The 25033-nt window shown below is 50.4% G+C and carries 17 protein-coding genes; 2 read left to right on the plus strand and 15 right to left on the minus strand.

The annotated features are described in order from the left end of the window. Positions 1-169 precede the first annotated feature (169 nt). The 11 genes from BM200_RS05505 to BM200_RS05555 all read right to left on the minus strand — a co-directional run bounded on the left by BM200_RS05505 (position 170) and on the right by BM200_RS05555 (position 18864). A complete protein-coding gene (locus BM200_RS05505) occupies positions 170-2815 on the minus strand; it encodes an NPCBM/NEW2 domain-containing protein (RefSeq protein ID WP_175532736.1) in 2646 nt (881 codons plus the stop codon). Positions 2816-3066: 251 nt separating this feature from the next. Beyond that, positions 3067-4740, minus strand: coding sequence for an extracellular solute-binding protein (locus BM200_RS05510; RefSeq protein ID WP_091182226.1), 1674 nt, complete (start codon positions 4738-4740; stop codon positions 3067-3069). A 102-nt stretch (positions 4741-4842) separates the two neighbouring features. Beyond that, positions 4843-5751: a carbohydrate ABC transporter permease gene (locus tag BM200_RS05515; protein ID WP_091182228.1), complete on the minus strand. Its 909-nt coding sequence runs from the start codon at positions 5749-5751 to the stop codon at positions 4843-4845. A 15-nt stretch (positions 5752-5766) separates the two neighbouring features. Further along, complete coding sequence (locus BM200_RS05520) at positions 5767-6690, minus strand: ABC transporter permease (RefSeq protein WP_091182230.1); 924 nt, start codon at positions 6688-6690, stop codon at positions 5767-5769. A 224-nt stretch (positions 6691-6914) separates the two neighbouring features. Next, positions 6915-8564 (minus strand): type 2 periplasmic-binding domain-containing protein, encoded by a 1650-nt coding sequence (locus tag BM200_RS05525; protein ID WP_091182232.1) that lies wholly within the window; start codon positions 8562-8564, stop codon positions 6915-6917. A gap of 14 nt (positions 8565-8578) precedes the next feature. Further along, entirely contained in the window at positions 8579-10876 is a 2298-nt protein-coding gene (locus BM200_RS05530) for a helix-turn-helix domain-containing protein (RefSeq protein ID WP_091182235.1), read from the minus strand. A gap of 269 nt (positions 10877-11145) precedes the next feature. Continuing rightward, the gene (locus BM200_RS05535) at positions 11146-12150 is read right to left on the minus strand and encodes an oxidoreductase (RefSeq protein WP_091182237.1); all 1005 of its coding nucleotides are present in this window, start codon (positions 12148-12150) and stop codon (positions 11146-11148) included. 18 nt (positions 12151-12168) lie between these two features. Further along, positions 12169-12543 (minus strand): MerR family transcriptional regulator, encoded by a 375-nt coding sequence (locus BM200_RS05540; protein WP_091182240.1) that lies wholly within the window; start codon positions 12541-12543, stop codon positions 12169-12171. Between the two features lie 183 nt (positions 12544-12726). Beyond that, on the minus strand, positions 12727-14634 hold the full coding sequence (locus BM200_RS05545) for a pentapeptide repeat-containing protein (protein ID WP_245772903.1): 1908 nt from the start codon (positions 14632-14634) through the stop codon (positions 12727-12729). After that, a complete protein-coding gene (locus BM200_RS05550) occupies positions 14631-17543 on the minus strand; it encodes an NHL repeat-containing protein (RefSeq protein WP_245772904.1) in 2913 nt (970 codons plus the stop codon). Before BM200_RS05550 ends, BM200_RS05545 begins: the two co-directional genes overlap by 4 nt. A 349-nt stretch (positions 17544-17892) precedes the next feature. Beyond that, entirely contained in the window at positions 17893-18864 is a 972-nt protein-coding gene (locus tag BM200_RS05555) for an oxidoreductase (RefSeq protein ID WP_091182246.1), read from the minus strand. Positions 18865-18987: 123 nt separating this feature from the next. Between BM200_RS05555 and BM200_RS05560 the strand changes: the two genes are divergently transcribed. After that, positions 18988-19521 carry a TetR/AcrR family transcriptional regulator gene (locus BM200_RS05560; RefSeq protein WP_175532739.1) on the plus strand — a complete coding sequence of 178 codons (534 nt, stop codon included), beginning with the start codon at positions 18988-18990 and terminating at the stop codon, positions 19519-19521. Between the two features lie 56 nt (positions 19522-19577). Here the strand turns inward: BM200_RS05560 and BM200_RS05565 are convergent, their stop codons facing one another. Both BM200_RS05565 and BM200_RS05570 read right to left on the minus strand, forming a co-directional pair. Further along, complete coding sequence (locus BM200_RS05565; protein ID WP_091182248.1) at positions 19578-20561, minus strand: SLAC1 anion channel family protein; 984 nt, start codon at positions 20559-20561, stop codon at positions 19578-19580. 142 nt (positions 20562-20703) lie between these two features. Further along, a complete protein-coding gene (locus BM200_RS05570) occupies positions 20704-21624 on the minus strand; it encodes a LysR family transcriptional regulator (RefSeq protein ID WP_091182251.1) in 921 nt (306 codons plus the stop codon). 278 nt (positions 21625-21902) lie between these two features. Here BM200_RS05570 and BM200_RS05575 point away from each other — a divergent pair, with 278 nt between their 5' ends. Continuing rightward, positions 21903-23675 carry a glycerophosphodiester phosphodiesterase gene (locus BM200_RS05575; protein WP_091182253.1) on the plus strand — a complete coding sequence of 591 codons (1773 nt, stop codon included), beginning with the start codon at positions 21903-21905 and terminating at the stop codon, positions 23673-23675. Between the two features lie 66 nt (positions 23676-23741). On the opposite strand, the gene BM200_RS29890 is transcribed toward BM200_RS05575, so the two are convergent. Next, positions 23742-23888 carry a hypothetical protein gene (locus BM200_RS29890; RefSeq protein WP_175532740.1) on the minus strand — a complete coding sequence of 49 codons (147 nt, stop codon included), beginning with the start codon at positions 23886-23888 and terminating at the stop codon, positions 23742-23744. A 50-nt stretch (positions 23889-23938) separates the two neighbouring features. Then, complete coding sequence (locus BM200_RS05585) at positions 23939-25030, minus strand: GerAB/ArcD/ProY family transporter (RefSeq protein ID WP_175532741.1); 1092 nt, start codon at positions 25028-25030, stop codon at positions 23939-23941. Positions 25031-25033: the final 3 nt, after the last annotated feature.

Below are 25033 nucleotides of genomic sequence, written 5' to 3' on the forward strand. Positions count from 1 at the left end.
AATAGTGGTATACATTCGATTCCGGCTTACCCGCAAAGAAGTTCCAATCTCTGGCGCTTGCTGGTATGTACCATGCCTCACCTCCCTTCAATAAATAACAAGGATGCAAGAGGCCGCTTGCATTGCACGGCCTCTTGCCCAACCGTCACTTAGCAATGGCTATCCGCCTTTACTCGCCGCTTCCGTATACAATGCGTGCATTGCCCCAGTCCGCGTGATCCCAGTCGCTTCCGTTGCCGCCGCTTGTGACGACCAGCTTCAGCACCTGCGCACCGCTGATGTCCAGATCAACAGCTGCGGTCTCTGATTCTGCGGTCATGACGCCGCTGTCGTAAGCAAGCTCCCCGTCGAGCCATACCTCGAAGGAGACCGACCCGTTGCCGTACGTCTCATCATCCACCCCGACCTCAGCCTGGAAACGGCCGTATGCGCCGCTGACGGTGTAGACAATTTCCGAGGCGGCGTGCGTGCCCAGTCCTTTGGCGTATTCAACGCCGTTTAACGTAATCGGCTTGCCATCGGAGGATTTGTCACGCATGATGTTGCCCCAGCCGGCTGTTCCGATGTCCCAGGCATAATCACTCAAATACACGTCACCCGCGGGTGCGGCTTGAACGGCCGTGGCCGGATCGCTGGCTTCGGAAACGTTACCCGCTGCGTCCTTCGCCTTCACCGCGAACGTATTGGACGTTCCCGGCAGCAAGCCCGTTGCTTCGAATGCCGTATCGGATGTTGTCCCGATCAGAATGCTGCCCCGATACACCTCATAGCCTGTAACTGCTTTATTGTCCGTCGATGCAGCCCAGCTGAGACTGACGCTTGTCGAGCCGCTTGCTTCAGCGGCCAGACCAGCCGGCTTGCTAGGCGGTTCAGCGTCTGGCGCCTCGGTTGTAACCGACAGGGTCGCACTAGGAGAGGATAAGTTGCCCGCAGCATCTCTGGCGCGGAGCGTAATCCCGTACGTCGTGAGCGGCGACAGCCCGGATACGAGATATGACGTTTCTCCCGGAGCAGTTGAACCTTCAAGTATTCCGTCTACGTACACCTCGTAGCTGACAACCCCGACGTTATCCGCTGCCCTGTTCCAGCTCAGAGCAATCGATTCATCGGTTTGGAGTGGCGAGACCAGACCGCTTGGAACCGACGGTGCCTGTGTATCCGGCTTGCCTGGACGAACGATTACGATGCGTTCCTTGAGGCTCGCGCGTCCTTCGTTATCCCAGACAACCAGCGTTACCCGGTACGCGCCGAGCCGGTCGTACACATAGGTCGGCTGCGCGCTCGCGCTCGGCAGCCCTGCGCCGAAGTCCCACAGTTGATGCGAGATGGAGCCGTTGTCCTTCGATTTATTCACAAACGTGACCGGTTCGCCGAGGCGCACGAGAGTTGGCGCTTCGAAATCCGCAGTTGGCTTCGGATTAGTGAAGCCTCGTGACGACGGCTGCGTATTGCTGCTGTTGCGGAGCACGACATTCCCTTTCCATTCCAGGTGTTCCGCGGCAGCCGGATACGGATCGACGGCGACACCTTTATTGCCCGTAATGATATTGTTCGTGAAGCTCAGCCGGTCAACGCTTGCCGCTCCCGTGAACTCGATGCCTTTGCGCCCGTTGCCAGATATGACGTTGCTGTCGAACGTCAGGTTCTGCGAGCTGCCGTGAATGCGTACGCCATTCCCGTCATATCCCGGATACGCCGCGGCAGGATTGCCCTCTTGCGTGTTAATGAAGCTGTTTTTGTAGAAATATTGAAACTGCTCGATTCGACCCGTGCCCTCGCCCTGCAGCTGCATTCCCCACATGACCATGTTTTTGACCATATTGTAGCCCCACAGCTGATGGCCCGTGCCCGGAGACTGTTGAATGCCGACCTGCTGGCCGCCGTCCACGATATTGTCTGTCGTCACCGCGTTGTCCGCCATGACCTCAAGGCCAATGCTGCCGACCCTTCCGTCTGTCGGCTTCACGATGTTGCGGCGAACCGCCACTGTGTCGGAACGAACCGCGCTGATCCAGAAGTCGACCTCGTTGTCTTCAATGATGGAGTTATCTACATTCGTGTGCAGCTCAATGGACAAGCCGTGTTCCTTCAGTCCCGAGCCGGTTATTTTGTTGGAACGAATGACGGCACCCGGACTGTCATCGTTGACGAGAATACCGCCGCGGCCCGTATCCGCGATTACGTTGTTCTCGACCAGCACGTTTGAAGAACCCCAGCCTGCGCGAACAGCTGCTCCCCATATGGAAGCGGTTCCAATATTAGTGACAATGTTATTCGTAATGCTGGCATGAGTCGAACCTACGACGTACAGCGCATGCGGACCAAAGCCCTCCGTCGCAATAAAGTTCTGAACCCTGAGATTTTTCATCTTGTTATTGCTGCCGCCTTCGGAGACGACGGCCGACATCGCGATCTGACTGTCGCCGGCATCCAGCGTCAAGTCCGATACCGTTGCGTTCGTCACGTTATGCAAGTAGAACATGTATGTATCCGCTTCGGAGGTGAATTGAATAATCGTTTTATCTCGCTTCTCGCCTCTAATGGAAACGTCAGCCTTGCCCATTACTGTGCCTGACAACTGATACGTGCCCTTCGGAATAAGAACGGTATCGCCTGCCGAAGCCGCATCAACGGCTGCTTGAATCGCTGCCCTGTCGTCCAGTCCGTCATGGCCGTTTGCGCCGTAATCTGCCGCCGAGATCATATTTCCTCCAGCTGGTGGTGCCGCGGCGGCTGCTCCCGGCAGCGGGCTTGCCGCGGACAACAGAACGAGCGACAGGAACAAGCCGGTCACCGTCCGTTTGGTTTTTATCACTGTTATCTCTCCTTCGCACTTGGAATGGGAGCGGATCCGCTTCTTCCCTTCTCCGCTCCTCCATCGTCTACGATCCCTCCCGTCATGGAAACTGTTCATTTTTCGAATAGCAGCACTACGGGGCTATATTTCGCGTTAATTACTGTATTAATCGTTTTGTATAGAACTGTACAAAAACGCAAAAGTCCGCAGAATCTCTCTGCGGACTAACGCTTTACGGTCTAATTCGGACCGCCCGGTTACTATTGTGCTTATTTCTTGAATGTCGAGGAATCATACGCTTTTTGCAGGATTTCCAGGTAACGTTCGAGCTTCAAATCTTGAAGGCCTTTCAGGTAATTGTCCCAATCCTTGTCGAGGCTCTTGTTCCCCGTGATGAATTGCAGCGCGTTCTCGTCAATGTAGGTTTTGATGTTCGTTTGGAGCATGGTAGCTTCGTCGACATCATTGGAATCCAGCCAGATCGCCCAAAGCGGGAACAATTCTTTTGGCTCATGCCCTTGGTAGAGCAGCGTTGCTTGATACAATCGACGCTCGTAATTCGCCGAATCGTAAATGTCCGTGCCTTGTACCCAGCTGTCGCGGTATTCTTTTGGCATATAGAAGTGAGCCATGCCGCTCCAGCCGGCGTTGCGCGGTGCTTCGCCTTCCGTCACGGGAATTGGAGCTACCATCGGCTTGACGCCTTCTCCGAGAGCAAGCTCGCCTTCCTTTGGATCTCTCCAGTCGATGCCCTTCATGCCGGAAGCGCCATTCGTTTGACCTTCATCCGTAAACATGTAGTCGACCAATTTAATGAGTGCGATTTGCTCTTCTTCACTTGCATTGCTTGTAATTGCAAACTTCGCGCCCGGAGATACGCCGCCGCCGTCATGTGTAGCGAGCGAGACTCCGCTTGGGCCTGCAAGCGGCGGAAGCGGGTTATAATCCTTCGAGTTTTTGTTGCCTTGGTCAATGTTCAGGAAGATAGCCGGGTGCATGCCTGCGCCTGCACCAAGAATTTGCGCATCGCCGTTTTCGCCGATTTTTTTGAACGCCTCGGCATTTTGTGTAAACGCGCCCGGATCAATCAATCCTTCGTCAAATAAGGATTTAATGTACGATAAGCCTTGTTTCCATTCGTCTGTTACTGCCGAAGAGCTGACTTTGCCGTCTTTCATCATCAGATGGTTGCGGTCGTCGTCATAGACGAATGCGTTCATCAAGTAAGGAACAATGCGTACGCCGAAATCCTCGGTCGAACCGCTGAGCGGCACTTCGTCTTTCTTGCCATTGCCGTTTGGATCCTGGTTTTTGAAAGCTTCCAACACCTTTTTGAATTCATCGGTCGTTTTTGGAAGTGGCAGATTCAGCTTTTCCAACCAGGACGTGTTCAGCCACATTTTGTTCGGGTACGAGCAGTGGAAACATTGGGAATACGCAGGCAGCCCGTAGATATTGCCGTCCGGCGCTACGCTGAACGCTTTGAAATCCGCGTCGCTATCCAGCGCTGCTTTGATGTTTGGCGCCTGCTTGTCGATCAGGTCGTTCAGCGGAATAAGCACGCCTTGCTTGCCGTACTTAATCAGGTCCGCTTGCGAGAATTGATCGATGTAGGCCGTCAGCATGTAGGCATCAGGAAAGTCGCCGCTGGCCAAGGAGATTTGGCGCTTTTCTTTTGCGCCATCTGAAGGAATCGCTTCGAAATTGAACTTGATGTTGAATTTCTCTTCCACGAATTTCGTAAATTTGTTCGTAGCCAGGTCGATGTTCGGCTCTTGGACCGCGAACAGCTTGATATCTACTGGCGCAGCAGGTTTGCTGTCGTTTGTCGACGCGGAATTGGCCGGTGTGTTCGTATTCGTCGCATTGTTGCTTGTGTTGTTTTTCGAGCAAGCCGACATGACGAAGCTGGCCATCAAGACCGTGACGAGCAGGATTACCATTCTCTGTTTTAACACGTGCAATCGCTCCCTTTTTAATCGATTAGAGGTTTGAACTTCCTGATGCGCTTCGAGCGGCATCCCCCCTTTCCGTGTCATGCCGGATCAGCCCTTGACGGATCCGACCAGCATCCCTTGGACGAAATATCGCTGGACAAACGGGTAGATGATGAGCACGGGCAGCGTTGCGACGACAATCAGCGAGTATTTCAAGAGCTCTGCCAGCTGCTGGCGTTCCACCTGCTTCAAGGCATCCATGTTGGAGCTGCCGCTGTTGTTTTGAATAATGATGCTGCGCAGTATCAGCTGCAGCGGGAATTTGTCGGCGGACTTCAAATAAATCAACGCGTCGAAATAGGCATTCCATTGCCCTACCGCGTACATGATGATAAGAACGGCGATGATTGGCTTGGATAAAGACAGTACGACGCTGCGGATGAAACGCAGATCGCTGCACCCGTCCATTTCACTTGCTTCCACGAGCTCTGCCGGAATGGATTGCTGGAAGAATGACCGTGCAATGATGACCTGCCAGACCCAAACCGCGTTCGGGATAATAAGCGCCCATCTCGTGTCGATCAGGCCCAAGCTTTTCACGACCATATAGGTTGGAATCAATCCGCCGCTGAACAGCATCGTGAACGTGATGATCATCATGATCATGTTTCTGCCATAGAAGGTCGTCCGCGAGAGCGGATACGCCAGCATGATCGTCAGCGAGACGCTGATTAGCGTGCCCGCCGCTGTGTAGAGGAGCGAGTTGCCGTAACCAGTCAGCACCTGCGGATTTTTGAACAATGATTCGTAGCCCCTCAGCGATATATCAACCGGCCACAGCCAGACCCGCCCCGCCGATACGGCGGAAGGGCTGCTGAACGAGCTGCTAAAGATATAGATCAGCGGGTAAAGCACGGCGACCAGCACGAGTGCAAGAATGATGTAAATGATAGTCAAAAACACTTTATCGCCCGAAGATTCTCTGATTTTATTTCTTACTTTCGCTACATTAGCCATGGAAACACCTCTTCATTACCAGATGCTGGATTTCAATAACCGACGTGCCATTGCGTTAACCGTGAATAACAAAATGAGATTGATGACCGAGTTGAACAATCCGACAGCCGTTGCGAAGCTGTAGTTTGCGTTCAGTAAGCCGATCTTGTACACGTATGTCGCAATAATCTCGGAGTTTGCGATATTCAATTGATTTTGGAGCAGGTACACTTTCTCAAAGCCGATCGCCATGACGTTCCCGACGTTTAGAATCAGAATGATTGAGATCGTCGGCAGAATACCCGGCAGGTCGACGTTCCAAATCTTCTGGAAACGTGAGGCGCCATCCACTTTCGCTGCTTCATATAACGTGGGGTCGACGCCGGAGAGTGCGGCCAAATAAATAACGGCGGAATAGCCGGCAGTCTGCCAAATGTCAGACCAGACGTAAATGGATGAGAACATGCCGGGGCTGCCGAGGAAATTGACGGAATCGAGTCCCAAATGATTCAGGAATACGTTCACAAATCCAAGCCTAGGCGCCAGGAAGAGCATGATGATCGACACCATGACGACCGTGGAGATGAAGTATGGTGCGAAAGAAACGAGCTGCACGAAGCGTTTGAACCTCTGCGCCCGCACTTCGTTCAGCATCAGCGCCAGCAGGATCGGTATCGGGAATCCGGCAAGCAGCAGATAGAAGCTGAGCGTAAGCGTGTTCTTTACAATTTTGCCGAACATCGGATTCTCAAAAAACATTCTGAAATTATCAAATCCGACCCACGGACTTCCCCAGATGCCTTTCGTGACGTAATAATCCTTGAAGGCCAGCACCGCGTTCAGCATCGGATAGTATTTGAAAATGATGAAGAACAAAAGCGGTGGTGCTACGACGAGATACAATTGCCAATGTCTAGCAAAACTCTTTCTTGCGCTGAGACGTTTGCCAGCGGCTTCCAAAACAATCCCCTCCTAATAAATCGTGCCTTGATGTATGAGAGCGCTTTCTACAGGACGATCATAGGGGATTTTACGGTCTTCGGGGTAGGTACAATTGCATCTTTCTGCGTACAAATCTCCCGAAAATAGAGGGACAATTGCGTATCACACGGCCATTTGGTCCCTACAGCACCGTGCATCCACACAAAAAAGCCGACCGCGTTTGCCGCGGCCGGCTCCATTCCTTATTTTGTGTTTTTATCCGTTAACCATTGATTGTACGCTTGCTGCATAATGCCGACATAACGGTCCGATCCAAGAGATTTCAGTCTTTCTACGTACGACTGCCAGTCCTTTTCCAGGTCAAGCTGACCCGTGATGAACTCCATGGCGCTCTGGTCGATTTCGTTTTTTATGTTGGATTGCAGGATGCTCACTTCATCCGCGTTCTCCCCGTCAATCCAGACCGACCACATCGGAAAATACTCCTTCGGTTCATGTCCTACATACCGTTTCGTAGCTTGAAATAGCCTTCTCTCATATCCGTTTGGCGAGAAAATGTCCATATCCTGCACCCAGCTGTTCCGATAGGACTTCGGCATATAGAAATGGCCCATCCCACTCCATCTCGTATTATGCGGCGGCTCTCCTTCTTTCGGTGTAATGCTGGCGAACTGGGCAGGAATTTCTGGATCAAGAGCCTGCTCGCCTTGATCCGGCCTTCGCCAATCGATGCCTTCCTTGCCGATTTCCCCATTTGCTTGACCTTCCGGAGTGTAAAGATAATCGGCGATTCGAATGAGAGCCACTCGTGCTTCGGGACTTGCCTTGTCCGTGATGACAAACTTGGCTCCAGGCATAATGCCGGACGGATAGAATACCGTATACGATGCATGTGGTCCTTGAAGCGGGGGAACAGGTGCGTAATCGCTCCCGCGCTTGTTGCCTGGCCCCGTGTTGACGAATATGGCCGGATGCATGGCCATGCCCGCCCCCAAAATTTGCGTCTCAGCATTCTCCCCTAGCTTTTGGAAGGCGTCTGCATTCTGAGTAAAAGCGCCAATGTCGATGAGTCCCTCGTCATACAAGGATTTGACATACTTCAATCCTTCCCGCCATTCGGGCTTCTCCGCCGCCAAGCTGATTTTGCCGTCTGCCACATTTAAATACGTCCGGTCGTCGTCGTATACGAATCCGTTCATTAAATACGGCAGCACGCGTACGCCAAACTCTTCAGTCGAGCCGCTTAGCGGAATCTCGTCCGGCAAGCCGTTGCCATTCGGATCTCCGTATTTGAACGCCCGAAGCACTTCACGCAATTGCTCTGTCGTCTTCGGCAGATCGAGCCCGAGCTTCTTAAGCCATTTGTCATTCATCCACAGCTTGTACGGATACGAGCAGTGGAAGCAGTCGCTGAATGCCCCTAGGCCATAAATATTGCCATCCGGCGCTGTATTCAGCGCGCGCAGCTCAGGCTCTTTCTCGAATGCCGCCTTGATATGAGGTGCATACTGATCTATCAGATCGTTGAGCGGGTAGAATATGCCCTGCTTGCCGTATCGGACGACGTCTGCTTGTGAAAACTGATCGATATAACTCGTTAAAATATAGGAATCGGGATAATGACCGTTCGCCAGCGAAATTTGCCGCTTCTCCTTCGCCCCTTCGTACGGAATCGTTTTCCAATCGAAGGAGACGTTGAACTTCTGTTCCAGCAAACGAGAGAACTCGTTTGTTTTCAGGTTCTGGCCTGTGTCCTGCTGCGCAAAAACGCTGATGCGAAGCGGTTTATTCGTCTCAGCGCCTTGGCGATCAGTCGCATCGCAAGCAGAAAGGACCAGAAGAACGGCGCAAGCGGACAGCAGGGCCAATCCGATCCGAATAAGGTTGTTCAATGCCATCCCCCCCTTCATTCCTCTGTTGTTTGCCGGTAGGAACTTGGCGATAAGCCCGTTACGCGTTTAAACGCTCTGCGGAAAGAATGCGAGCTATTGTAGCCGACGCGGGAAGAAATTTCGTCGACCGTGTACCGGTTCTCGCGCAGCAGCGCAATAGCATGCTCCATTCGTACCTGCTCCAAATAATCAGATAGATTAGTGCCGGTCACTTCCTTGAACAGCTGGGAAATATATTTTTCCGGCCGCTCCACCTTTTCCGCTACCCGGTACAACGTCAGATCGGAATCTGAGAAGTACTCGGATATATAATCTTTGATTTGCTCGACTATCCGCGTATGACTGTCATTCTTGCGGCTGATGACGACGGAGCACATCACGCCGGCAATATCTTCGATTTCAGTCTGAAACGATCGTTTGTCTGTGGCGTGAATCGCGATGATCCGGTCCTTAAGCTGCTCGAATAGGCCGGATTCCATGAACGTCTTCTGGTCGAGCAGCTTCAGCAGCGTTCCCTTCAGCTCACCAACAAGCTGCTGCCACATCTCCACTGACAATTCACGCTGCTCGGTGTTGAGCGCCAACACGGAATGGACTATACGTCTTGCCTCTTCCGATTCGCCCGCGCGGATCGTGCCGATCAAGCGCAGCTCCATGTCGAGCGGATAATAATAAGTCGCGCTCTCGAGCCTGGTTTCTTCAAACCAGACGACCCCTTTACGATCGGCATGCAGGGCATGATCCAACGTTTGCTTCGCTTGTTCGTAGGAAACGTTGACCTCCGTTTCCGATTGAAACGCGGCGCCAAACGCGGCGGTAAAGGAAATGCGGTATTCGTTGAACGCATGCCGCGACAGCTGCTCGAGCAGTCCGGCGATCTCGCTGCGCCCCAGCGTGTTGCCGGTTTCCGCTTCCTTCGATGCGAATACGATAACGATCCGATCGGCGCCCCAGTCGGTGGTCAGCGTAAAGCCTGCAATGTCGAGAAGCGCTTGCTTCAGAAGCAGCCTTGCCGCATGCAGCTCGTTCAGCACCTCTACGCTGTCCATGCCCGTGTAGCCTTGGACGTGCAAAATGCACACGTAGCCGGAATGACCGTAAATCCCCGTATTCGCTTGGGAGGCAGCCGCGAAAATTTCTTCCCGGGACTGCAGTTCCCCGGAGAGGAGCCTTTTCAGGAACGCGTCGCGAATGAGCGGAAGCTGCCGGCGCAGCTCGGATTCCAGCTGATTGCTGCTACGGATCATCTCTGCGATGTTCCCGTGCAGGAAGTCGTATTCATTCCTCTCCGTCGTCTCGACTTTTCCGAACTGTTCCTTGACGACGGACACAAGCTTATGGATCGGAACGCTGTTGCGATAGGCTAGCAGCAGGCCGACCAGCAGGCCGACGACAATTGCGATGCCGGTGAACGTCCAGGTCATGAACTTGATCTGATTTGCATATTCGAGCAAGGCATGCCTTGGAATGCCCGAACGGTACACCCAGCCGTTCGTATCCGAGTGAATGGTGATAACGAGATCGTCATTGTAGAACTGGCTTGTTTTGCTTGCGTCGAAGGTTGTATCCTTTGCCAGCACCTTCATGTCCGGCACGCCCGTGCCGAGCGAAGCGATTGTCCTGCCGCTCACATCGCTGATCTGCGTCCAGCCTCCATACTTGTCCGTGATGCCGGTTAATAGGTTCGTAATCGTCTTCTCGTCGATCATGACAACGGCGACCGCAGGAGACGAACCGCTGAAGCTGTCCAGCGGAAAGGATTGCATATACGTGACGACCGAGGTCATTGTTCCTTTGTTATTGAAATTGCGCAAGGGCATGATCTCGCTCCGGTGCGTTTTACCGAGAATGGATTGTTTCCATTCCGCGAGCGACTGGTCCTCATACCGGAAGCTGTCATAGAAATGCTCGGGTCTCACATAGGCGGAGCCAGGCGTAAGGATAACGTTGTAATTGCCCAGGTAAATATAAAATTGCTGCAGAAAATCGTTGGTCTGCCCGAACGTCAGCACGCTGCGCAATATTTTCCAAATGCCGTATACATTCGTCTGTTCCCCGTTGCTCTTCTCGTTCATTAACACATTCAAATCCGGGTTAATCGCAAGCTGCCTCGTAAAACCCTCGACCTCAGCCATCCGCCTCTCAAGCAGCTCTTTGCTTTTCTGCAGCTGTATGACGCTGTTCTCGATTGACAGCTTCTGCGTGACCGAGATAGAGCTGCGATAAGAGATGTAACCGGCTATGCTGGGAATGATAAGAATAACGATGTAAGACACCAGGAAGCTCCTGAATACGCTGGAAAACTTCTTCATTTGCTCCCCCCTCCCTATATTTATGGTAGCGCTATTAATTGCTCTATTACTATTATTATACAAAATACGATTCCCCGCACTTCATTTCGTTGACAGGATAACGAAAAGCAACCGAAGGATTGCATTCCCTCAGTTGCTTTTCGCTGTTCTATTCTCAGCCTATCATGGTTAGGCCTATTCGTATTTAGTAACGCATCCATAAAGTTGACGATTTGTCCGGCTCTTCAACTTTTTGTGCTTCATTGTTGAATTGAATAAATGATAATGGCTTAGATTTCGAAGTTTACTCCCGTCAATTGTTCGCTCACGGTCCAAAGTTTGGCCGCGGCTTCCCGATCAACCGCCCATGGCGAAACGCCGGCTTTATTCGGTTGGCCTTCCTCACCGGACTTAACCATTCGCGCGATGTCCACATTTTCGCAATAGACGCCGCCTTTTCCTATAAGCATAGGACTTACCGCGCACCAGACGATGGTTGCAGCGCCTTCCGGAATCGTTTTTTGCTCATCATTATAGCTGGTGTAGCCGCGTTCTCCCTGTTCATTGACAGCCCCCATCGCCAGGAGTTCATCATCGGATAAATGCCGTGACAAATCCGTTAAAATACTGCCGGGATGAACGGAATAAGCACGTACATTGGCGCTTTCGCCTCTGCGGTCAAGCTCCACAGCAAACAGGGCGTTTGCGGTTTTGGCTTGCGCGTAAGCCGGCCACTTGCTATACGGTTTGTTCTTGAAGAACAAATCATCAAAGTCTATTCCGCCAAGACGGTGGCCTTTGGAGGATACGGACACTACTCTGGCGCCGTTAGCCGCTTTAAGTGCGGGCCATAGTCTGGCTGTTAATTGGAAATGCCCCAGGTGATTCACGGCAAATTGCTGCTCGTATCCTCTGCTGTCATAGGCTTCTCCCGAAGCCATGACGCCTGCACTGTTCACCAGAATGTTCAAAGGCCGTCCGGAACGGATAAAACGCTGAGCAAAGTCGTCGATTGATGCCGGATCCATCAGATCAAGCGTTTCGAGCTCAACGCCGGGAATGGAGGCAAGTGCCGCCTTTGCTTTCTCCGGCGTGCGCGCGGGTACGATAACTTTGGCACCGGCAGCGGCTAATACCCGGGTAGTTTCAAGACCAAGTCCGGAGTACCCCCCTGTAACAATAGCGACTTTGCCTTCCAGATTGACGTCCCCCAGCGCTTCGACCGCCGTAGTCCGCGGGCCGAAACCGGTATGGAGAGGCTCCTGCGGGGTAAAAGTGTATTTATTCGTGTTCAAGTTGATCTTCCCCTTTCGTTACTTGCCGTCTTTAATTTCCTGAAAATGCTCCAGCTTGTACTTTAGCAGATCGAGCGTGGCCGTCCATTCCGCGATTTCCGCTTCAACCAACCGCCGGTGCTCGTCGAGCAGAGCGTAACATTGTTGTTCATCCTGTTGATTATAGGCATCAATATATTCTTGGACTTTCTTAAGCGGCATGCGCGTATTTCTCAGATGGGTAACAAACACGATTTTGCCCAAGTCCACGGTACTGTACTTGCGCTGGCCGCTGTATCCGCGTTCCGGCGGCTGTATCAGCCCGATTTTCTCGTAATAGCGGAGTGTATCCGGCGATAGACCGGTTTGCTCGGCAATGTCTGCGATGGTATAGGTCATGTTGTTGTCAACCATGTACAATTGGCTGCCTCCCTTGTTTTTGACTTGAATCTCAGTTGCACAGGATCAGCATACCCGTTAGAGTGTGCTCCAAGTCAAATCCATAAAATGGATGTGTAACCGCAGATGCATCAAAAAAAGAACCGGCAATAGTAGGATTGATCTTCCTCCCTACTTTGCCGGTTCTTCTATTGTTATTTACTTTTCCTCGCTGGACAAGGCTGTCAGCAACTTCAAGTGGCAAGGACCTTTGGAGCCGTCCGGGCATGTGGTGCCGGAAGTTGTGTTCCCCAGTACCGTAGCGGGATAAGACAGCATAACGGGTATAGGATTTCCGTAGTAGTCCTTGTACACCTGGGTAAATTCGCCCTGCCCGGTCGATATTTGCGCAGATCTCATATCAAGACCATCCATATTGGCACCGGTGCAATCCGTCCCGCGCAGGTTCGCTTCATAGAAGCTGGCATCCGGGTTAGGCGGCTGCGTGGCCGGAGTCAATTGCGCCTGCTTGAAGCTCGCATTAACGAGTACGGCTTCGCTGAAATCACTGCCCGCCAGTTGCGCGCTGTCGAATTCAGCTTGAATCAATATGGCTTTGTTGAATTTGGCCAGATTCATCGTGGCACTCTTGGCGCTCGCAATAAGATCCGGATCGAGACCGGCATAGGTCATGAACAGCGAGCCCGAGAAGTCCACCCCGTCGCAAAACGATCCTGTAAGATTCGTGTTGATGAGGAATGCGTCATCTGCAACCGCCGCTTCATGCTTGACCGGATCCCCAGGCGACGGCGCATTCTCAGAAATGAGGTAGGCGCTGTCCAAATTAGCCATTGACAGGTTAGCGCTAGTCAATTTGGCTCCTTTCAAGCGGGCATGCATGAGTTGCGCTTTCTCCAGATTAGCATTCTGGAGCTGAATCTCATACATCCGGCTGCCGATGAATGAAGCGCCGCGAAGATCTTTCTTGGTTAAATCCAATCCATCCGGCAGCAAGGTATAATTCGCATTCAAGGAGGTTATACTCTCCGGGATATCGGTGATCTTGGCTTCGGACAGATCCAGATAGGACCAGTCCGTTCCGAGAAGTTTATACGGTACCACTGCTTGAACGAAGGTCGTACGATCCTTCTCGCTTCTTGTGAAATCGGGTGGATACTGGAATATAGTTTGCGTCAGATCACAATGGTCAAACCGGGTATTGTGCATAATCGCGCCTTCTAGCTTCGTGTTCACAAGAGATGCGCCGCTCAGGTCCGCTCCAGTCAAATCCGATCCGTTCAGGTTTGCTCCGTCCAAAATCGCGCCGCTCAGATTGGCGTACGTCAGATTAGACTTGGACAAATCGACACCCTTCAGATTGGCTTTGACCAGCTTGGCATGGGATAGCTGGGACGGTGAAGGCAGTATCCTCGTTAGATCCGTGCCGCTGAAATCGGCATACGCGAAATTGGCACCGTTCAGGCACTTGCCATCAAATTTGGCCTGCTGCAGATTGGCATTTACAAACTGGGCGTTATGGAAGGATTGTACCTTGGAGAAGTCCGCCCCTGTTAAAACAGCATTCGTAAGGTCAGCGTTATCCAGGTTCAGCCCGGATAAATCGGCGCCGGACAGATCCAAGTCTCGCGCAGAGTTCGTTATGATAAGGATAGGCAATAAATTGCCGCCTACCTTGAATAGAGACTCTTCTTTCATTTTTAAAGTGCCATTCCCATAGCCCCAATTGACGGGATACCAGCCGCCCTGGACGGATTGAATATATTTACCGGCATAAGGACCGGCTGCGCACTGGAAGGACACCTGCCCGTGGCCATGATTAATGAGCCGGAACTTTTGCTCATCCCCAATATGGTCGGACGTAAAATTATGATCAGTATTATTCCACAGCATCATCGCGTCATTATAATGGCTGTTCCAGTACCAATTCGTTTTTGGGTCCTGAAGTGCGATCAAGCCGCCGCCCAAGTTATAAATATTAAATTCTAGATTGCTGCCTCCGCCAATACCAACGACAGCTAATCCGCCCGCATAGCCTAATTCATAATAATAGCATTCTACATACCCAAGCGTGTCTGTGTTGAATGTCCACTTTGTAATAGGATTCACTGGATCCCGTCCTTTCTTGGCGTGCTTGGCGTCCATTCGCTGACCGAAGGCTCCGTACTGCCCGTTGGAGAAGTGATTTGTTGGAAATTCAAGGTATATAAATTCCGCCAGAGGTCAACGGCCATGGATGCTGCGACCAACCCTCTCTGCGTAACTAAATGACTTCCCGCTGGCGTGTATATATCCAGATAGTACTGATCCGCGTCATAACCATTTCCATACTGGCTAAGCACATAAATATGGCCTTGAATTTCTACGCTCATGGCGAGATAATTCACATCCTGAGCAGTGTCGTGATTCACCAGGTTAATCCAATACGGATGCGCAGGATCGGTAAAAGCAGCTACCGGATGGCCGCCGCGGCTGAAGGCCTGAATTCTCCGGTTGCCTTTCTCCAATACGTACACCGTCTGATTCGGAGCGATTGCCACAAGCTCCGGCTGCTGCAGCAATCCCTCCCTCGTGCCTGGCCCAAGCGTGATCATTGCCCATGGAGCTTGATCATCCGGCTGGCTGCTGGAAGGAATTCGCAGGATCTGCATGACGGGGTACGCGGGATTGACGGCAACAACATACCCATTGGAATGGTACGCCATGGATGCGGGGAGCAGATTGAAGCGTCCCCAGCTCTCTCCAGAGGATAGGTCGAATTCCCGATCCGGACTGTTCTGCGGTACCGAAGGGTCATTGATCGGCTTGATCCGCCTGAGATGATAACCATTCGTTGAATCTCCGGTTGGATCGAGGTAAAAGTACTCGGCAGCTCCGCTTTCCGCTCCTAACTGGGGATAAGCGAGCAGCGGTGCTTTATTATAGCCTTTAGGTGTATTCATCACGCCTGCATTCGGATTGGGGCCATATGCGATATTTTTGAAAGCGAATAGCTGCAGGTTGTCTCCGTTGTCTCCATCGATTGGGGGGATATTCATGCCTGATGCTTGCCAGGCATAACCCAGCAGTCCCATATTGGAATTCAGCGTCAACCCTGCCAGACTCTCCAGCACATGTCCGCTCCCTCCCGTTCCAAGGTTTTCAGCTGTTTCGGATGGAGCCTCGGCTGTATGCTGCCACGTATATTGGCAATCCTGTTGAACTAACAGCTGACTATGCTGATAAGTCGTCTGTTCATTGAGCGGGTACAGCATTTGCTTAACGTTTACGGTGGCGATCAATTGTTCTTTGCCTGGCGTAAGCAGATTATCGAGCTGTTCGGATTTTCCTCCGCCGACAAGCCATCCTTCCTTGGAATACACGGCTGCCAGGAAAATCACTTTGCCGCCGACCGGAACGTCCTTTAGCTCAAACGATAGACTGGCTTCCTTAGGATCAAGAATTTCGCCTCTGTATGTACGGGTTGTATTGTCGCTATATTGTGCCGTAACGATATAGTAAGCGGCGGTAGCTGCAAATTCAGGCTGCTGCCCGTCGTCAGCTGCGGCAATAAGGGAGATCGATGCATCCATGGTCACGGTCAGTTCAAAATCAACCACTCGCGGAGAAGCGATAACCTCGCCAACGGTTTGGGCCAGCTGTGCAACGGTTCCCTCAAGCGCCAAAGCCTTTAATCCCCAACCTACGACTGGAATAGCTTCCTCCACCTCCTCGGCCGACAATATCGCAGCAAGCTCTGCCGCAAATTCCGATCCAGTGAGAAGCGTGGTGACAATCCGGTCTGCAAGCGAAGCGATCATGTTTTTCACGTCATTGCCTGTATTGCTGGAGTCATCAATGATATCTTTGACGATCGTATAGATGGAGTAGACCGTTGGCGCGATAAACTTGACTTTTTTGAACAGCGTGTCGAACATCTTGCTGCTCTCGGTGCCTACCGTCATGATCAAGGATACGGTCGGAATGACCAATTCCATCAGCGAAGTCGCCCCGATTCCGATCCAAGCCGCGCTTGGGTCCGCGTCCGAATGCGAGTTGCCGTTGCCTAAGCTTCCGATGGATAGACGCAGCTTGCCGATCGGATCTGCGGCAGGCAATTGGAACGAGAACAAGGAAGAAGCTTCCGTTACAGGTATGCCAAGAAATGTCCCCTCTGAACTGACGTTGCCTATGAACTTGAGCGATTTCGTTCCAAGAAGAAGCTGCTCCGCCTCTCCGAATGCCTCCATCCATTCCTTCACTTCGAGAAGGTTCTCTCCCCTAAGCAAAGCAAGCAATGCATCGCTGTTCATCTCAATGGGAGTGACGCCATCTCCCTTATAGAAAGTCGCGTAGACGGACATATGCCTGATGAACGAATTCGTCACCTTCAGATCAAGCTCGAACGAGTCGGTCAGCTTCTCCACCGCTACCGAGACGCCGTATTGAGGTCCGCCATCTTTCAGGTTATAGTGATATCCGCCTTGATTGACGGCCTTGACTGCTGGATTCTCCTGATCTGCCTTGATGTGGCTGATTCCTGGCTGTACATTCCAACGGACACCCCGCAGCGTAGCATCGCTGTAAATCTTGCTCTTAATGCCAGCCGCAGCACCCGCGGTGAGATTCAACAGATACGGATGAAGCTCGTAGGTGTAGAACGGTTTTCCTGCCTTATCCAATACAGGTTGACCACTCTCGTCTTTTATGATTGTCGGCGTATTCCAGCCGTCCTTCAGCTGCTCGAGCATATAGACCATCTGGCGGAGCTCATCCGAATCATCCATATGATTCAATACGGTGTCCGAGTGGTCGGGCGTTAGAACCGTTATGCTTGGGTTAAGAAATAAGATGGATTTGGCCGTATCGGCAGAAGAGAATACTTTTCCGCTTGTCGAGGTGGAGATGGCTGCTGCCTTAAGTGTGGGGATGGCTTGATGATCCGGTGCACCGTAGACCCGGATTAGCTGAACCTTGGAGCTGTCATGAGGTACGGAGACGCAATAATGAGTAGGGTGACGGTCATCCGGTTCAGACAAAAAACCGCTCTCGCTCAATGAATGGATGCTATGCCTGACAAGTGGGTACGATGAACCTCCTGCTCTTAAAAAAAGCGGCTCATCCTGTTCCGTTTCACCCAGAAATCGGAGATCGTAATGAACGGTAAGATTTCTGACTGTCGGCTCTCTCAGTAACATAAATTACCCCTTTCGAAAATAGAATAGTTGGAAACCTTATCCAGTTCCCAAGCTCATTATAGTCAATGACAGGGACATATGAAATGAGTCGCTGGAACTACGGAATTCACCTCTCTTTTCCTATGGAAATTGCAATAGAAAATGAAAAGAAGATCCTCATACTGCAGGATCTTCTTTTTGGGTGTTAACCTTATACCGTTTGATAAATGTTCAGAAGATCTTCACTTATTGTCCACAGCTTTTTGGCCAAAACCGGATCAATAGCCCACGGACGTACGCCATGCTGCAGCGTGCTGTCTGCAGGAACAATTTCCGCGATATCGCAATCTTCGCAATAAACGCCTCCTTTACCATTCAGCATCGGACTGACCGCACACCAAACGGATGTTGCTGCGCCTTGTTCGGCGGTTTTAAAGCCTCCCGATGACGTAAAGGTGCCATCTTCGTTCCGTATTACGCCCCATCCAGCCAATTCCTCATCGCTCAGGTGTCGCGTTAGCCCCGAGAGTATGGCACCGGGATGAACCGCAAAGGCGCGCACTCCGTGTTCTCGTCCTCGTCTATCGAGCTCAACGGCAAATAACGAGCACGCAGTCTTCGACTCCCCGTAGGAGACGACTTTATCGTACGGCCTCCTGGTGAATTGAAGATCATCAAAATCAATCGGACCTGACATATGGCCGATCGACGAAAGGGCCACGACCCTTGCGTTCCCTGAGAGCTTAAGCGCGTCCCATAAACCTTCCGTCAGTTGAAAATGTCCCAGGTAATTCGTCGCGAAATGGGTATCAAATCCCCGTGAATCTTTAATCGTAGGAGAAAAACTTACGCCTGCGTTCAAAATCAATAGATCGAGCGCGCGATTTGAACTCCGGAAAACGGCAGTGAACTCATCAATTGAAGTAGGATCCGCAAGATCAAGCTGTATTACCTCTATATTTTTCAATGGAGCGAGCAGCTCCTGTGCTACTGTGACATTACGGGCACCAACAATGACAGTAGCTCCGGCTTCGGCCAGTGCTCGCGTCGTTTCCAACCCGATGCCACTGTGCCCGCCTGTAACGATGGCCACCTTCCCGCTAAGGTCTTGTCCGGCCAGTACTTCTTGAGCAGTCGTTTGGGATCCGAATCCTGAGTGCAACGGCTTTTGTTCAGTCATCATAGGGTTGTGTGCTCCTTTAAGGTTGGATTAGACATAAAACACTAAATGTCTATACGTCTATAATAGCCAAGTGGACAAAGTTTGTAAAATGTATAAAATGGATATATGGATGATAAAAAGAATTTGCATATCGTTGCCACGGCATTAGAGGTGTTCTTCAAGTACGGTTACAAACGAGTATCGATGAACGACATTGCGGAGGCTGCCGGTATTTCGCGCGCAGGACTCTATTTGTACTTCAAAAATAAGGAGGAAATATTTAACGCCGCGATTGTTCACCATGGCGACATCCTCATTGAGGAAATTAAGAAAGGACTGCTATTGCATAATACGACGGAGGAAAAAATGTTATACGCCTTTGAAGTATGGGCAATCCGTAACTTCGACGTTTCGCAGCAATCGCCGGAATACAAAGAAATAACGGACAGCTCATACCAATTTGCCCGGGAGGCGCTCGATACAAGTTACGCAAAGCTGGAAGCCTTGCTGGCCTCTTTGCTGGAATTATCCCCTGCCGCCTCCAATCGTATTCCTCCAATGAGATTGGCACATCTGATAACAGGCGCATTGCGCGGCTATAAATCGGTTGCCAATAGCTCGGACGAGCTTCGACATCTGATTCAGGACTTGCTCCGAATCGTCTCAGCCGGTCAATAAGGGATAAAATCAAATAAGAGCCGCTTCGGATGTTTTATCCAAGCGGCTCTTATTCATTATCCATTAAGCAATTTACCGTTAAATAGGATCTTCAAGGTTCGAATAAAGAGAACGGCTAAAACGATACTGAGCAAAGCCAGAATGATCGCGGAAATGGCGGTTAGCAGCCAGGAATCGACGAACAGCGCGTATTTGATAGCGGCATTGCTGAGAGCGGCAATCGGAAAACCTACCGCCCACCAGGAAGCGCTGAACGGGATGGACTTTTTGAATACTTTGAAGAACAAAACAATGAATAAGAACAAACCGAAATAAAACAAAATGGAGGCAAAAGGATCAATTCTCTGCTCAACGTTCGTATAGCCAAGAAATCCAACCTCAAACGGCGCAATCAGGATAATCATGGAGGGCGTTAATCCCGGCGGCAGAGGAGCATGATGGATCAACCTCGATAAGATCATGGTAAAGAATGCCAATGCCACAAATCCTCCAATGGCAAGCGACAACAAATTAATTTCATGCGCCCATGGAAAAGGCATCGTCCCGCCGGCAACCGCAATATCTATCGTCCCAACCACAGGAACCAGCCAAGCTGGAACAACGTTACCCGGCTCTTGCTTCCCGTTCAACAATCGTGAAACGAAAACAAAGCTAAGCGCTAACGTCAGGACGGTTCCGATTATCCAAATCACCTGCCCTGCCGTTTCACTGTAGCTGCCGATAACGGAGGACAATAAAAGGATAGCTATCGTAATCGTACCGAAAAAGTTCCCCATGATCGGATGCGCAAATTCAGCTTTGACTTTCTGCGGGTATAGAACCCACTTCGAAATATAGCCTATACTAAGCGCGATAAATATTACAACGGCAACAATTCCGATGATATCAGCGATGACGGCGGAAGTTCCGAATAATATACTCGCTTCATGCCAAGCCATTGAAAGACCTGAAATTCCCATCACTGAAGCAAATAAATTTACGGGCAAGAATTGAATAGAACCGATGCTTCTTTCTTTCTGTACGGCAGCCATGGTTTGCATGGATAGTCCCCCACTTCCTATGCTCTAATTCAGAGTGTCGTGCAATGTCGTTTGTCTCTGTAGCCTCATTGTATGAAAATCAAAATGATAGATCAATGTCATTGTTTCTATGAAAATGATAGATGGGACCAATGGTTTTGGACTATTCCTCACTGTTACAAGACTCAAGCTGTGAATCTTGCTTGAGCAGCTTGACATGAGCCGTAATAAGATCGATAAAACCACGCGCAGCCTTCCCCATATATTTATCACGGTGATACACAATGCCTACTTCTCTGCACAGGGTAGGATTTTGAATCGGAATTGGGAGCAAATCATCGTTATTGTACATTTCAAAGAGGGTTTTCGATAAAACGGTGCCGCCTGCGCCTGAACGAACGAGTCCAAACAAGGATTCGATCGTTGTTGTTTCGATTAAAGGTTGGAGGGCAAAACCAGCCCTCGAACAGGTCATATCGACTAACTGGCGGCAGCGATGGGTTTCCGGAAACATCACAATCGGCACATTCAGGATCTCTTCGAAATTAATGGCAGGACGGTCTGCATATGGATGTTCCGGCGTTGCAACAAAATAAAATTTTTCGCGGTACAGCGGTATCGCAGAAATTCTTTCATCCTCAACAGGCAGAATCGTTATGGCCAAATCCAATTCGTTTTGCAGTACACGGTTTACGATATCCTCGACACCAAAGATTTTAATTCGGACTTTGGGATATACGCGATGGAAATCAAGCAGTAAGGAAGAGACTAACTGGTTCAGTTCGCCGGGAAGCGCACCAATGGATAAAGTTCCGCGTTCAATCTGCTGAAGCTCTTGAATTTGTTCTTTGGCGCTTGTTAGATTGCCTATTGCCAGCTTGCTCTGTTTATACAAAATCATCCCGGCTTCGGTTATCGCTATTTTTTTTCCGATACGGTCGAATAAAGGGACGCCTAGGTCGTCTTCCAGCGCTTTGATCTGATGACTCAAGGAAGGCTGAGTAATCCCGAGCTTTTCCGAGGCTCTTGTAAAATGTAATTCCTCGCATGTCACGATAAAGTAATGCAATTGTCTTAACTCCATTTGAACGGCCTCTTTCCTTTACGGTATCTCTTCAATATAACGGGTTGCGTCGTTATCCATCAATACAGCTTTTTCTATCATGATCATAGTCATGTTAATCCAAGGCGAATAATATCCATGCGTCGATAAGATAATGGGAAAATTAGAGCTAAACAACGAAGATTGGCTTGCCTGTCCTTTCATAATCATCTGGCATTGTCACGGCTATTGCTGTATTTTTATTAGTACAGCTATTGTATACGGCACCTGAGGGCCGACCAGAAGAAAGGATGAATTTCATGTTTAAGCTGCTCAGTAGAAGCATCCGCGACTTCCGCGCAGCGTATCCGCAGCTACTGTTATTTGAATATTTATTCATGCTTCTTACCAGCGTCATCATTATTCCGATTATCACTCTTATTTTCAGCCGTGTTATGACGGTAATCGGTTCCGGTTCGCTTATGAATGACGATATTGTTCAGCTAGGGTTAAACTGGCAAAGCATGCTCGGACTTACTGTAATTGCTTTGGTAGCATCGTTTGCGGTGTTCATCGAACTGTGCGTGCTCATCATCCTCGTGCAGCAGCGATATTTCGGCAACCGAATCGCTATCGCGGACGCATTATTGACCGCTCTGCGTCAAGCGCCCAGTTTATTGGGCTTCGGCACCATACAGCTGCTTGTCATGCTGCTCGTACTGATCCCGTTTGTTGACTCGCCAATGTCGGAATCTTTCTACGCCTTGTTTAACGTACCGATTGTTCTAGAGCGCAGCGTCATGCACCTCTCGATCGTCATGTCCGGTGTTTATTTGCTTATATTGGCATCAGCGATCTACTTGGTGCTGCGGTGGATCTTTGTGCTTCATTATATTGTTCTGGAAGGCAAGACCATTGGCTCTGCCATCCGAAGCAGTCTTGCGTTGACACGAGGCAAGTACCTGAAGGTTCTTTTCTCCCTGTTCCTGATTAACGCTTTAGTCATCGGCACGGGTTTTGCGGCCCTCTCGTCATTGTCCTTCTTCCCCTACTGGCTTAATCATAACGTGCTGAAGGCGTTCACCGAGCACTATTCCTTGACGCTATCCACTATTCTTACATACATGCTGACGCTTGCGATCATGCCGCTTAACATCATCGTGCTGACTCGGTTGTTCTATGTGCTGAAACGGGAAAAAGGACAGCAGCTTCAGGATCACTTGCTCCTGCACCGCAGTGCCCTGGGACGTTTGGAAGACAGGTTGTCGGATGTTGTAAAAAGGTTCTCGCATAAACGGGCGTTATTCGCCGCATTAGCGATTGTGTATGTAAGCCTGGCGTTATTCGTCGGTTTAAAAGCGAGCAGCCATCTGGTCTACGCCAAATGGAGCGTGCTCATCTCGGCGCATCGCGGCGATACGGAGAACGCCCCTGAAAATTCGCTGCCATCTATACTGGGGGCAATCGACAAGGGCATCCAATCCGTCGAGATTGATGTTCAATTGACCAAAGACAATGTAGCCATACTGAATCACGATGCTACGCTTAAACGAATGGCCGGCATGAATTCTCCTGTTACTGACTTGACTTATGCTCAAGTAAGCAAGCTTTTGATAGGGCATGACGCAGCCGGAGCACCGATACCCTTCGCGACGCTCGAAGAAGTATTAGCCGAGGCAAAGGGACGGATCAAGCTGCTGATCGATCTGAAGCCGCACGGACCGAGCGGACCGCTCGTACGGGAAGTTGTTCGATTGATCGAATCTTTCGAAATGGAAGATGAAGTGTATATTCAATCGTTTGACAGCAACACGCTGCGGCAAATTCGCGAGTTGTCCCCGGATATCCGAATCGGTCAGATCATGTATTTCGCTGTTGGCAATTTATCATCGCTGGACGTAGACTTCTATACGGTCGAGCAGGTCATGGTGACGAAGCAGCTCGTAGACCGGGCACATGCCTCCGGACGGGAAGTATGGGTGTGGACGGTGAACGGGCGGCACGATTTGAAGGAAATGCTTAAATACCAAGTCGACGGCCTGATTACCGATACTCCGGTTCTGGCGCAATCCATGATTGGACTCGATTTGTAACCTGTTGCAACAACAAAGCCGGCAATGTCTCCGCCTCATGGCATGCGACATTGCCGTCTTTTCTGATTAAAATATGCTCTCAATCATCCAGCTGATTGCTTTGTTCAGATCAAGCGGATGATCGACTTCGATGCTTACCCATAGCACGAAGCCCGTACAAGTGATGATGGCGAAAGTCCAAACCTCTCTCCGGTGCAATCGCAGTTCTCGCATGATTATGAATCCTGCAGCTAAGAAGACAATAAACGCCCCCAAGAGTCCAATCACGTTGTCCTTTCCCCTCTTTCTTTACGAAACCAAGTGAACACAAGCAGCAGAACAGGGAACCCTACCCCGAAAGGCACGTAATAGATAAACAAATTATCATGAATCCACTTCGCATTCTCTGAAATGTTGGAGAAAAGCAGCGAATAAGCCGATATGACCCATATCAAGGGGATAGCTACAACCGCGCGGCTACGAATGGAGAATACCTGACAAATCGCTGTTACGGCAAAATAATAGATGGAGCTTAACTTTACAAACACAACGAGCAGCATGTTTATGGAAATGATGGATTCCAGGTGCTCCATGAAGCTGGAAAACTCCATTTCTCGGAATATCGTATACTCCGGATACAGAAGATGGGAAGATCTGTATACCCCTAGAATTCCAATCGCGAAAAAAACGGACAGCGCAATTTGAAAGCCCGCGAAGGCGGTTCCGCCCAGAACGGCCGTCTTCAGCTTCACTCGTACCAATGGGAAAATCATCATACAAGCAATGGTCTCCAGGAAAGGAAACCCGAGGGCGTATTTCGTCTCGGATACCGCGTGCCAAAAATGAAAATCAGCGGGAATGTTAAAATTCCGCCAATCCCACTCGTTTAGCATAATGGTATACGGAATCCAGAAGGAAATGAAAATATAAGGTACGATAAAGATGCTGACAAGTGATATCGATCGGATCCCTTTCACTGCCGCATATGCGCAAACCACAAGGGTCATTAGGTGAAAAACCGTTGGAGGCGTCCTTGGCATCATCGTAACATGCATATAATCACTTACATTTCTTGTTACCCAGGCGGCAATTTGGAGAAAAAAGATGATATAACAGACAGAAATGAAACCGCCTGCGTATTTGCCGAATACTTTGCTGAATATTTGAACAAGCGAAAGACCGGGATGCTTCCCGGATATGTAAATCCATACCGACCCAATGAGAACTCCGAATACCGCACTCCATAGATGAACAAGCCACCCAAATTGCTTTGCATCTGCGATCGTGGCATTTGGAAGCATGATAAAGGTTGTTCCCACGATAAAACAAGTTATGACACAAAACATTTGGAAGGGGCTTAACGTAGTTTGTTCCAACGT

Origin of the sequence: Paenibacillus catalpae (assembly GCF_900112695.1) — a bacterium.
Lineage (GTDB): Bacteria > Bacillota > Bacilli > Paenibacillales > Paenibacillaceae > Pristimantibacillus > Pristimantibacillus catalpae.

Coding starts and splice junctions, on each gene's coding strand:
- BM200_RS05510 (WP_091182226.1), bottom strand. CDS start 4,740: ATGGTAATCCTGCTCGTCACGGTCTTGATGGCCAGCTTCGTCATGTCG.
- BM200_RS05515 (WP_091182228.1), bottom strand. CDS start 5,751: ATGGCTAATGTAGCGAAAGTAAGAAATAAAATCAGAGAATCTTCGGGC.
- BM200_RS05530 (WP_091182235.1), bottom strand. CDS start 10,876: ATGAAGAAGTTTTCCAGCGTATTCAGGAGCTTCCTGGTGTCTTACATC.
- BM200_RS05540 (WP_091182240.1), bottom strand. CDS start 12,543: ATGGTTGACAACAACATGACCTATACCATCGCAGACATTGCCGAGCAA.
- BM200_RS05555 (WP_091182246.1), bottom strand. CDS start 18,864: ATGATGACTGAACAAAAGCCGTTGCACTCAGGATTCGGATCCCAAACG.
- BM200_RS05565 (WP_091182248.1), bottom strand. CDS start 20,561: ATGCAAACCATGGCTGCCGTACAGAAAGAAAGAAGCATCGGTTCTATT.
- BM200_RS05570 (WP_091182251.1), bottom strand. CDS start 21,624: ATGGAGTTAAGACAATTGCATTACTTTATCGTGACATGCGAGGAATTA.
- BM200_RS05575 (WP_091182253.1), top strand. CDS start 21,903: ATGTTTAAGCTGCTCAGTAGAAGCATCCGCGACTTCCGCGCAGCGTAT.
- BM200_RS29890 (WP_175532740.1), bottom strand. CDS start 23,888: ATGCGAGAACTGCGATTGCACCGGAGAGAGGTTTGGACTTTCGCCATC.